Consider the following 10,431-nt stretch of genomic DNA (forward strand, 5'->3'; position numbering starts at 1 on the left):
AGGAAGGCCACCGCCGTGGAGCCGTACCGCATCAAGGTCGTCGAGCCCATTCCCATCACCACCCGCGACTACCGGGAACGCCGCTACGCCGAGGCCGGGTACAACCAGTTCAACCTCACGGCGGAGGACGTCACGATCGACCTGCTGAGCGACTCCGGCACCGGCGCGCTGTCCGCGGAGCAGCAGGCCGCCGGCATGCGCGGTGACGAGACCTACGCGGGGTCGCGCTCCTGGTTCAGGTTCCGCGAGGTGGCCGAGGAGCTCACGGGCTACGAGCACATCCTCCCCGTGCACCAGGGCCGGGCGGCGGAACGCATCCTGTTCAGCGCCTTGCTGAAGCCGGGACAGATCTCGGTCAGCAACACGCACTTCGACACCACCCGTGCGAACGTCGAACTGGCGGGCGGCGTGGTGCGGGACCTCCCCTCGCCGGCCTTCGCGGACCTCGACAGCGACGAGCCGTTCAAGGGCGACATCGACCTCGTCGCGCTCGAGGAACTGCTGGAGGGTCCCGAGGACGTCGGTCTGGTGCTCATGACGATCACCAACAACGGCGGCGGCGGGCAGCCGGTGTCGATCGCGAACCTCAAGGCCGTGCGGAAGCTGTGCCGCAGGCACGGCGTGCCGTTCATCCTCGACGCGGCCCGGTTCGCCGAGAACGCGTGGCTCGTGACGCAGCGGGAGGAGAAGTACCGCGACCACAGCCCGCGTGAGATCGCGCAGAAGGCGTTCCGGCTCGCCGACGGCTGCGTGCTGAGCCTCAAGAAGGACGGCATCGTCCACATCGGAGGGATGCTCGCGCTGCGGGACGGCGAGCTGGCCAAGCGGTGCGAGCTCCTGCTGATCGCCACCGAGGGGTTCAGCACCTACGGCGGGCTGTCCGGCCGCGACCTCGACATGTGCGCGCAGGGCCTGGTCGAGGTCACCGATCCGCTGTACCTGCGCGAGCGGGCCGAGGCCACCGCGTACCTCGCCGACTGCGCGCGGGAGGCCGGTGTGGACAGTGTGCGGCCCGCGGGCGTGCACGCGGTCTACCTCAACGCGGCCAGGCTGCTGCCGCACATCCCGCCCAGCCGCTTCACCGGCCACGCGCTCGCGTCGGAGCTCTACCTCGCGGGCGGGATCCGGTGTGCCGAGGTCGGTTCGCTCTACCTCGGCGACATCGACCCGTCCGGCGACCTGATCACGCCCGCGCCGTTCGAGCTGGTGCGGCTCGCGATCCCGCGCCGCGTGTACACGCGCAGCCACCTGGAGTACGTGGCGGAGACGCTCGCGTCCATCGCGAAGCGGCCCGAGCGGGTGCCCGGCTACCGGCTCACCGAGGTGCCGCCGATCCTGCGGCCGTTCCGGTGCCGGCTGGAGCAGGTCCGGCCGTAGGACGAGCTGAAGCCCTTGGCGCACGGCACCAAGGGCTTCAGGAACAGCGGGGTCAGGCCATCACGTCGAGGCGGTTCATCGCGTGCTCGATCACGCGGACCAGCACCGCCTTGCACGACTCGCGGTCGCGGGCGTCGCACAGCACCAGCGGCACCGTGTCCGCGACGTCGAGCGCCGCGCGCATCTCCTCCGCCGTGTAGGAGTGGCTGCCCTGGAAGCAGTTCACCGCCACGACGAACGGGATGCCCCTGCGCTCGAAGAAGTCGATCGCGCCGAAGCCCGCGTCGAGCCTGCGGGTGTCGACCAGGACGACGGCGCCGATCGAGCCGATCGCGAGCTCGTCCCACAGGAACCAGAAGCGGTCCTGGCCCGGTGTGCCGAACAGGTAGAGGACCAGCTCGGGGTTGATCGTGATGCGGCCGAAGTCCAGCGCGACCGTCGTGGTGGTCTTGCCCTCGACGCCGTAGAGGTCGTCGATCTCCTCGCCTGCCTCGGTGAGCAGTTCCTCGGTCCGCAGCGGGGTGATCTCGCTGACCGCGCCGACCATCGTCGTCTTGCCGACGCCGAAACCACCGGCGACGACGATCTTGACCGACGAGGGCACGAGGACTTCTTCCCCGCCCTGCCCGGAATCGGGCCGATCAGATTGCACGGACACCATCGAGCACCTTCTGGAGTAGGTTCATGTCGACCGGGGTCACCGTGGTGGCCGGGCCGCTGGTGATGACGTCACCGCGCTGGATGAGGTCGCTCAGGAGCACCTTCACCACGACCAGCGGCGCGTGCAGGTAGGCGGCGACCTCGGCGACGGAAAGCGGCTTCCGGCAGAGCTTGATGATCTCCAAGTGCTCCACCGACAGCGTGGCCTGGTCCGTCGTCGTGCGCAGCGCCCGGACCTGGGTGGTCAGGGTCAGGTCCTCGCCCGCGGGCTTGGGCCTGGTGCGGCCGCTCACCATCGCGTACGGGCGGACCATGGGGCCCGCCGCCTCGTCGTACCACCAGTCCGAGGAGTTGCTCATGACAACCCGAGGGGGTTGGGCATCCTCGGCGACGCCAGTGTTCTGGGCGCGGACGAGAGGTACGCGCCGACTCGCTTCACGAGCATGTTCATCTCGTAGGCGATCATGCCCATGTCCGCGTCCTCGTCACCCACCACCGCGAGGCAGGCGCCCTGCCCCGCCGCTGTGACGAACAGGTGCGCGCGCTCCATCTCCACGATGGTCTGGCGGACCTGCCCACCTCCGAAGTGCCGTCCGGTTCCGCGAGCGAGGCTCTGGAACGCCGACGCCATCGCCGAGAGGTGGTCGGAGTCGTCCTTGGAGAGCTCGGGAGAGTGGGCGAGCAGCAGGCCGTCCGCGGAGAGCACCACCGCGTGCCGGGCACCGACCACTCTCGCGACGAGGTCCTCCAGCAGCCAGTTCAGCTCGGGGTGCCCGCTGGTCAGGTCGTCCACGGAAATAGCCCTTTCAGTTTCGTGATCACGGTTCCACGACGTCGTCGGCCTGGCGGGCTTCACGCGTGCCCTGCTGGAAGGCGGACATGCCGTCGCGGGTGCGTTCCGCCCGTTCCTCGGGGTTGAACTCCGCGAGTTCGGGCATCGGCCGGAGTTCGTCGTTGGCCAGCTGCGGTACGAGGTGCTGCTGCCGCCTGCGGCGGGGCAGCTCCGGCCGTGTGTTCTGACGCGTCGTCGCCTCACCTTCCGCCGGGTCGTCGGCCGGCCAGGCCCCGGTCAGGCGGTCTTCCCGGGGCAGCTCGATGTGTCCGCTGCTGCTGTCCAGGTCCCTGTCCGGGCCTGGAGTCCGGTCGTTTCCCACTGCCCTCCCGGCCCAGAAGTCGTCCAGGTGGAAGGTCTCGGTGGGTCTCTCGCCCGGCCGGGAGTCCCGCACCAGGTCGCCCTGCATCGGGACCGAGGCCTCCAGGGCCTCCGGTGACCGCGACGCCTGCTGCAGCGCCTGCTGGCGGAACGTCGGCTTGGGCATCTGCTGCGAGTCGGCCGGGTCGGCCGCGCCCACCTCGCCGACGATCAGCTCGGACGGGATCAGGACCAGCGCGATGGTGCCGCCGGACGGGCAGTCGCGCAGCTCGACGTGGATGTGGCGGCGCGCGGCCAGCCGGGCGACGACGAACAGGCCCAGGCGGGACTCGCCGCGCAGCCTCATCGCCTCGAAGTCCGGCGGCGCGGCCAGCATCTTGTTGTGCAGCTCGCGGTCCTCGGGCTTGATGCCGAGGCCGTGGTCCTCGATCTCGATGACGAGACCCTGCGGCACCTCGCTGCTGTGGATCTCGACCTGCGAGCGCGGCGAGGAGAACGACGTCGCGTTGTCGACGAGCTCGGCGATCAGGTGGATGGTGTCCGCGACGGCGGCGCCGACGAGCGCGACCTCGGGCACCGGGTTCACCTTCACGCGGGCGTACTGCTCGGTCTCCGCGACGGCGGCGCGCACGACGTCGAGCATGCGCACGGGCTTGCGCCACTGCCGTCCCGGCTGCTCGCCGGTGAGGATGATCAGGTTCTCGGCGTTGCGGCGCGCACGGGTCGCGAGGTGGTCGAGCTGGAAGAACGCGTCGAGGTGGTCGGGGTTCTCCTCCTCGCGCTCCAGCTTGTCGAGGATCTTGAGCTGGCGGTGCACGAGGCCCTGGTTGCGGCGCGCGATGTCGAGGAAGACCCGGTTCACGCCTTCACGGGTCTGGCTCTCCTTCACCGCCGCGGCGACGGCGGTGTACTGCGCCGCGTTGAACGCGTCGGCCACCTGCCCGATCTCGTCGTTGCCGTAGTCGAGCGCGGGCACCTCGGCGGCGACGTCGACGTGCTTGCCGTCGCGCAGCCGCTCGACGATGTCCGGCAGGCGTTCGTGCGCGAGCTTGAGCGAGTCGCTCTTCAGGCTGATCAGGCGGACGATCAACGCCTTGTTGACCAACCGGTTGGAGACGCGGACCGCGACGAAGATGCCGGCGATGACCGCGATGAGGGCGATCAGGCTGCCGATGAGGACGGTGGTGAACTTCTCCTTGCCGTTCGCCATGGCGATGTTGACCGCGCCGGTGGACTGCTCCTGCACCATCGTGGTGAGTTCCTGCGAGACCGCGCGGGTGGCGTTCTCGTAGTCCGCCAGCGTGACCTGCTGCCCGATGGGCCGTTCCGCGTTCTGCAGCAGGCGGTTCTCCAGGGTCACCAGCTGCTGGTACGGGGCGCTGCCGGTGAGCCGCTTGAAGTGGTCGCGCACGTTCGGCAGCGAGGTGGGCTCGATGACGTTGAGCGTGAAGTGGTACGCGCCGACGAGGCTGACGAACTCGCGGTGCTCCTCCGGCGTGAACTTGCCCGTCACGATCGCACCCGCGGCGACGGAGCTGGACCGCGACATCGCGTCGGAGGCCTGGAAGTACTGCAGCGCGCCGAGTGCGCCCTGCACCGTCTCGGCGTCGGGCACGATGCGGGCCTGCGTGCCGAACAGCGAGCCACCGGCGTCGAGCACGCTGTTGTAGTAGCGGTAGACCTCGTCCTTGGACGTCGCGCCGGACTCCAGCCGCTCCCGCTGCTCCGGCAGCTGGTCGAGCAGGCCGTTGAGCTTGTTGATGCCGTCGACGATCTCCTGCGGCGCCTGGGAGGCGAGCTCCGCGAACGCCGACTTCATCTTCTCGACGTCCTTGTCGGTGTCCTGCTGCTGATTGAGCAACGCCGACGTGCTCGAGCCGGACCGGCTCAGGCTCGTCATGGACAGCTCGCGTTCCTTCTGCAGCGACGCGAACGACTGGACCGCGGGGATCGACGCGTCCCGCGCACCGGAGGCGACCAGCTGGAGGTAGAGCCCCTCGAACACCGTGTAGGACGAGAACAGCGCCCACATGGCCAGAAGGACGACGCTGGGAACCACCACGACACCAGTGAGCCGGGAACGAATTGTCTTGTAATTCGTCTCAGGCACGTTCTTCAGCTTCACAACGCTCCACGACCACCCGAATTGGCGACGGAAAGATAACACCACATGATCAACATGACCAACAGCGATGATCTTGAGGGGGTGAGTGCAGAGTACTCAGTCGGATGCGCAACGCAACACCCCCGTTCCGAGGATCGGTCTCGCTCGTTGTGGTGTATGAACGCGCTCTCCCAGGCGGGGGCGGGCCTCCGTGACCGAGCGGGCGAAAGGATGCGAGCTGGGCTTTTGCTAACTGAACTGTGGAAACGCGGCGCTATTGACCGCGAACTTGACAGCCGCGCACGGCGTCTCCTGCCCGAGAACGGAGCGCGACCAATCGTCGCTATCCGTCACCGGCTCTTATTCGGGAATTCGCATGACGATCACGGTGACCGGCGTGATCAACAGACGGCATTCCTCGATCGTGATCACGGGGACCGGCCTCTCCCGCATCACCGAGGACGCCGTGATGCCGCTGGTCACCGCCATGACGCAACAGCTCCGGCCACGAGGAGCACCGAGTGGGCGCGCGTCGCAATGACACGATCGGGCACTGATGGAACCGCCGGTGCCCACCAATGCCTTACCGGCCGAGCGCCGAGGCCGACGACCACCACCGCAGTGGCCTAGGCCACAGCCGCGGGCCACCCGGCGGCCCGAAGATCGCGCACCCGCGCCGGCGGTTTCCTGTCTGATTTCTGCCCGCATGCCCCCGGACCCAATCCGGTGCGCACCTCGCCGATACCCGCCGCTCGATCCGTTCGGGGACAAGACCGGCGTTTTGGTGCGTTTCGACCGGGACGACGGACTCGGTCCGCACGCTCTCCCCGAGGCGGAGTCCACGCGGGACTGAAAAGCTTTCGCCCGGCTCGAACGCGTCCGCAAGTCCTTCGACGACGGTGCGACTCCGCGGTTTTCCTTCTGCCTCAGCGGCGAACGTGCACCATCTTCACCAAAGGCGGGCCGTGCGGCTGAACCGCGACACGGCGATTCAGCCCGCGACGGACAGTGACTACCGCTACGGTGAGTAGGTGCTTGCAGCGTGGGGGCTGACCAAGGCCTACGAGGGTCGTACCGTCGTCGATCAGGTGGGCTTCGAGCTCCAGCCGGGCACCGTGACCGCCTTCCTGGGGCCCAACGGCGCCGGCAAGTCGACGACGCTGCGCATGATCACCGGGCTGACCCGGCCCGATCGCGGCCAGGCGACGATCGCGGGGCGCGCGTTCACCGCGTGGCCCAACCCCTCCCACGTCGCGGGGGTGCTGCTCGACGCGGCGGCCGTCCACCCAGGACGCAGCGGCCGGAGCCACCTGCGGATGGCCGCTACGCTGTCCGGTGTGCCCGCGCGCAGGGCCGACGAGGTGCTGGAGGTGCTGGGGCTGGCCGACGCCGCCACCCGCAAGATCGGCAAGTACAGCCTCGGCATGCGCCAGCGGCTCGGCATCGCCCACGCGCTGCTCACCGATCCGCCGCTGCTCGTGCTCGACGAGCCCATCAACGGTCTCGACCCCGAGGGCATCCGCGCGGTGCGCAACCTGTTGCGGGCACACGCTTCCCGGGGAGGCACCGTGCTGCTGTCGAGCCACGTCCTGTCCGAAGTGGACCAGACGGCCGACCGCGTGCTGGTGATCGGCGGCGGGCGGATCGTGGCGGACGGGCCGCTGGCGAGCCTGACCACCTCCTCCCGTTCCCTGGTGCGCGCCAAGGACGTGAACCGCCTGGCGGAGTCGCTGCGGCGAGCCGGCATCGCCGTCCAGCCCGCGCCGGACGGCTTCCTCGCCGCGCACGCGCCGGTCGAGAGGATCTCCGACGTCACGTTCGCCGCGGGAATCCCGCTGCTGGGGCTGCGCGAGGAGCAGATGAGCCTGGAAGACCTGTTCTTCCGCCTGACCAGTGGGGGTAGGTCATGACCGTCGGTCATCCGGCCGCGTGGCAGCAGCACCAGGCGGCGCCGCCTGCCGCACCAGGCCCGTGGGCCGCCCGTGCCGCCCGGTCGTCGTCGTTCTGGCGGCTGGTGGCGGTGGAGGCGCGCAAGCTCGTCGGCACGCGGTCGGACAAGATCGTGATGGCCTGCGCGCCGGTGTTCCTGATCGGGCTGATGGCGCTGTTCACGTTGCCTCAGACGAACCTCGCGAGCGCGGGCAGGCAGCTGCAGCCGGTGCTCATGGTGATCCAGCTCGGTCTGCTGCTGGTCTTCGCGACAGTGATCAAGCTCGTCGCGGGCGAGTGGCAGTACAAGAGCGTGCAGCCCACGCTGCTGGTGCAGCCCTCGCGCCCGCGCTACCTGCTGGCGCAGGGCACGGTGCTCGCCGGCGTGTGGCTGGCGTGCTCGGTGTTCACGTTCGTCCTGTACCCGTTGCTGATCAAGAGCGCGGCGCAGGGCCTCAACCACACCTACCTGCTCGGCTCACGGCCGGGCTGGGTGCTCGGCGTGACGATGCTCGCCACCGCGCAGGTGCTGCTCACGGCGTTGATCGTCTCGCTGCTCATCCCGAACACGGGCGGCTCGCTGACGGTGTTCTTCGTGGTCGTGCCGCTGCTGGCGGTGGCCCGCCTCGCGCTGCCGGAGGTGTTCGGGCTGATCTACCCGCTCGAAGCGGCCTGGCACATGGCCGGTGACGGCGCGGGATGGCCGCAGACGATCTCGTCGCTGGTGATCTGGCTGACGCTGCTCGCCGTCTCGCTCGTGGTGCTCGGCCGGCGCGACGCGGGCTGAGGCTCAGCCGGCCCGGCTGCCGCCGTTCTCGTCGATCAGTGGCAGCAGCTTCTCCGCCGCCTCCCTGGCCCTGGGGCAGAACTCGCGCAGGGCGCGGTCGATCGGCTGGTCGACGTCCTGGGCCGACAGGGCGAGGCTCTCGTCGAAGTCCATCGAGGCGGTGACCTCGAACGGCTGCTCGGAGCCGGTGTCGACGGTGACCGTGCAGCTGTCGTTGACCGAACCGGCGATCTTGGTGATGGCGTAGTAGCGGTCCAGCAGGATCGACCGCTGGAAGTAGCCGCCCCCGCCGAGGTCGCCGTTCCAGGCGTCGGAGAAGTACTGGGCCTTCGACCTGCGGTTCGACATCGGGCTGAACAGGTGGATCGAGAGGTTCCCCCACGGCTCCCGCGCGGTGCAGCCGCCGCCCATGCCGTCGGCGGGCTTGGACTCCAGTCCGAGCACGGACTGGAGGTCGCGCGGAAGCGTGCCGCACCTGTTGTCGAAGACGGCGGGCCGCGACTTCACGAAATCCAGGTTGTCGTAGTTGACCGCCTGCGGGTCCAGCTCCGGTCCCGGCGTGGCCACCGGCGGTTCTGGTGGCGCGGTGCAGGCCGTGAGGGCCGCGATGCAGGCCAGCAGTGCGGTGCGACGGATCGTGCGCGTACCCATGCCGTCAGTTCAGCACATCCGCGATCTTCCGGCGCCGGTTCGGCGCGGTCGACCGGGTGCACGACCGGGTGACGCGCGGTCAGGACGGCGCGCCCGTCCAGTCCCTGTTCACTCTTCTGCTCCCCCTCCACATGTTTGTCTGTGGCGGCAGGCTGAGCCCCCAGCCCCGGCCTGCCGCCACACCCCCCAGCACAAGACGACGTCTCGCGTTGCCGTCCGGAACCAGCATGTCCCGCAACGGCTCCGCGGGGCAGGGGTCTCCCGTCTCCCGATCACGCGGGCGACGGGAGACGCCTGGGATTCGGCGGGACGGCGGATCAGACTCGGAGGGCAGCCAGGCGTCCGCCGACGCCGGCGCTCCGGGGGGACTGGGCCTGCGACCAGCGGCTCAGTAGTCTGCAACGGTCGATTCACCGGCCGCCTGGGGGCGGCGGTCGAGGACGGGGACGAATGGCTGAGCAGTCGGATGTCTTTGGGGTGGAGCTGCGGCGGCTGCGCACCGCGGCGGGCCTGTCGCTGGCGGCGCTGGCGGCGCAGGTCCACTACAGCAAGGGCTATCTGGGCAAGATCGAGACTGGCTTCAAGCAACCAGGTGTTGATCTGGCCCGGCGCTGCGACGCGGTTCTCGGAGCCGGTGGACGCCTGGCAGCCCTGGTGGACCAGCCCGCCCCCGCGAGCCCGCTCGCAGCCGTCGCGGCCGACGGCGACGGCGAAGTGTGGGTGATGAGCATGGCTCCGGACGGGTCGAGCTGGATGGTTCCGATGCCCCGGCGCGAGGCGATCGCGACGGGCGCCGCCTCGTTGCTCGGGCTGACGCTGGGAGCTCCCCGCGCCGCCTCCGCCAGCGCGGTCCACGACGGCACGCTGGCGGCGTTCCGCTCGTTGTTCGCCGAGGTCAGGAAGCTGGGACAGACGACGAGCCCGAGCGTGGTGCTGCCGATGGTCACGGTGCACACCCACACGTTGCGCGGCATGGCCAACGGCGCCCCCGCGCCCGTTCGCGAACAGCTGCTGGGGCTCGCCGCCCGCTACAGCGAGTACGCCGGGTGGATGGCCCAGGAGGCCGGCGACGACCGGGCCGCGATGTGGTGGACCCGCAACGCCGTCGAGATGGGCGCCGCGGCCGGTGACACCGAGATGGCCACGTACTCGCTGATCAGGCAGGCGTTGATCACGCTCTACCGCGACGACGCCGCCGGCACCGTCGACCTGGCCCAGCAGGCGCAGGCCGCGCCGGGCACCTCCCCGCGCGTCCAGGGGCTCGCCGCGTTGCGGGAGGCCCAGGGCCACGCGCTGGCCTGCGACTACGACAACTGCCGGCGGGCGCTCGACCGCGCCGCCGTCCTGCTCGCCAGGGCGGACAACGCCGACGGCATGGTCATCGGCTCCGCCTCGGTCAGCGGCGCAGATCTGATCAGCCTCGTCGAGGCCTGGTGCCTGCACGACCTCGGCCAGTCCCGCCAGGCGGCGGACGTCTTCGACCGCCAGCTCTCGCTGGTGCCGGACAGCGCCCACCGCACCCACGCGCGCTTCGGCGCCCGCCGCGCCCTCGCCTACGCCTCCGCGGGAGACATCGACCACGCGAGCGCGTTGACCGCGAAGGTCCTCGACGCCGCCGACCTGGTCGACTCGGCCACCGTGCGCCAGGACCTCAAGCAACTGGCCAGGCTCCTGGGCCGCGAGCGCAGGCAGGCCTCGGTCAGCGAGGTCTACCCCCGCCTCAACGCGGCTCTGCGCAGTCAGCTCCACTGACGATTCACCGAACACCAG

10 protein-coding genes are annotated in these 10,431 nt (G+C 69.9%); 4 read left to right on the plus strand and 6 right to left on the minus strand.

Annotated elements, in window-relative coordinates; translation table 11 throughout:
• Positions 1–15: 15 nt before the first annotated feature.
• Positions 16–1,377 (plus strand): tryptophanase, encoded by a 1,362-nt coding sequence (locus ORI60_RS30785; RefSeq protein WP_266041503.1) that lies wholly within the window; start codon positions 16–18, stop codon positions 1,375–1,377.
• Positions 1,378–1,429: 52 nt separating this feature from the next.
• Here ORI60_RS30785 and ORI60_RS30790 read toward each other — a convergent pair whose 3' ends face one another.
• The 5 genes from ORI60_RS30790 to ORI60_RS30810 all read right to left on the minus strand — a co-directional run bounded on the left by ORI60_RS30790 (position 1,430) and on the right by ORI60_RS30810 (position 5,783).
• Positions 1,430–2,038, minus strand: coding sequence for a GTP-binding protein (locus tag ORI60_RS30790; protein ID WP_266041504.1), 609 nt, complete (start codon positions 2,036–2,038; stop codon positions 1,430–1,432).
• A complete protein-coding gene (locus ORI60_RS30795) occupies positions 2,019–2,396 on the minus strand; it encodes a DUF742 domain-containing protein (protein ID WP_266041505.1) in 378 nt (125 codons plus the stop codon). The genes ORI60_RS30790 and ORI60_RS30795 overlap by 20 nt, the downstream gene beginning before the upstream one ends.
• Positions 2,393–2,830 (minus strand): roadblock/LC7 domain-containing protein, encoded by a 438-nt coding sequence (locus ORI60_RS30800; protein WP_266041506.1) that lies wholly within the window; start codon positions 2,828–2,830, stop codon positions 2,393–2,395. The genes ORI60_RS30795 and ORI60_RS30800 overlap by 4 nt, the downstream gene beginning before the upstream one ends.
• Positions 2,831–2,855: 25 nt before the next feature.
• Positions 2,856–5,252, minus strand: a complete 2,397-nt coding sequence (locus tag ORI60_RS30805) for a nitrate- and nitrite sensing domain-containing protein (protein ID WP_323055959.1) — start codon at positions 5,250–5,252, stop codon at positions 2,856–2,858.
• A gap of 402 nt (positions 5,253–5,654) precedes the next feature.
• The gene (locus tag ORI60_RS30810; protein WP_266041507.1) at positions 5,655–5,783 is read right to left on the minus strand and encodes a hypothetical protein; all 129 of its coding nucleotides are present in this window, start codon (positions 5,781–5,783) and stop codon (positions 5,655–5,657) included.
• 542 nt (positions 5,784–6,325) lie between these two features.
• On the opposite strand from ORI60_RS30810, the gene ORI60_RS30815 reads away from it, so the two are divergent.
• Together ORI60_RS30815 and ORI60_RS30820 are read left to right on the plus strand one after the other, a co-directional pair.
• The gene (locus ORI60_RS30815) at positions 6,326–7,204 is read left to right on the plus strand and encodes an ATP-binding cassette domain-containing protein (protein ID WP_266041508.1); all 879 of its coding nucleotides are present in this window, start codon (positions 6,326–6,328) and stop codon (positions 7,202–7,204) included.
• Positions 7,201–8,010, plus strand: coding sequence for a hypothetical protein (locus ORI60_RS30820; protein ID WP_266041509.1), 810 nt, complete (start codon positions 7,201–7,203; stop codon positions 8,008–8,010). The genes ORI60_RS30815 and ORI60_RS30820 overlap by 4 nt, the downstream gene beginning before the upstream one ends.
• A 3-nt stretch (positions 8,011–8,013) precedes the next feature.
• Here the strand turns inward: ORI60_RS30820 and ORI60_RS30825 are convergent, their stop codons facing one another.
• Positions 8,014–8,661: a hypothetical protein gene (locus ORI60_RS30825; protein WP_266041510.1), complete on the minus strand. Its 648-nt coding sequence runs from the start codon at positions 8,659–8,661 to the stop codon at positions 8,014–8,016.
• Between the two features lie 450 nt (positions 8,662–9,111).
• Here ORI60_RS30825 and ORI60_RS30830 point away from each other — a divergent pair, with 450 nt between their 5' ends.
• Entirely contained in the window at positions 9,112–10,413 is a 1,302-nt protein-coding gene (locus ORI60_RS30830) for a helix-turn-helix domain-containing protein (protein WP_266041511.1), read from the plus strand.
• Positions 10,414–10,431: the final 18 nt, after the last annotated feature.

This window comes from Lentzea sp. NEAU-D7 (assembly GCF_026242055.1).
Taxonomy (GTDB): domain Bacteria; phylum Actinomycetota; class Actinomycetes; order Mycobacteriales; family Pseudonocardiaceae; genus Lentzea.

Excerpts from the sequence above, each read along its gene's own strand:
- ORI60_RS30790 (WP_266041504.1), bottom strand. The coding sequence starts at position 2,038 with ATGGTGTCCGTGCAATCTGATCGGCCCGATTCCGGGCAGGGCGGGGAA.
- ORI60_RS30795 (WP_266041505.1), bottom strand. The coding sequence starts at position 2,396 with ATGAGCAACTCCTCGGACTGGTGGTACGACGAGGCGGCGGGCCCCATG.
- ORI60_RS30810 (WP_266041507.1), bottom strand. The coding sequence starts at position 5,783 with ATGGCGGTGACCAGCGGCATCACGGCGTCCTCGGTGATGCGGGAGAGG.
- ORI60_RS30820 (WP_266041509.1), top strand. The coding sequence starts at position 7,201 with ATGACCGTCGGTCATCCGGCCGCGTGGCAGCAGCACCAGGCGGCGCCG.
- ORI60_RS30825 (WP_266041510.1), bottom strand. The coding sequence starts at position 8,661 with ATGGGTACGCGCACGATCCGTCGCACCGCACTGCTGGCCTGCATCGCG.
- ORI60_RS30830 (WP_266041511.1), top strand. The coding sequence starts at position 9,112 with ATGGCTGAGCAGTCGGATGTCTTTGGGGTGGAGCTGCGGCGGCTGCGC.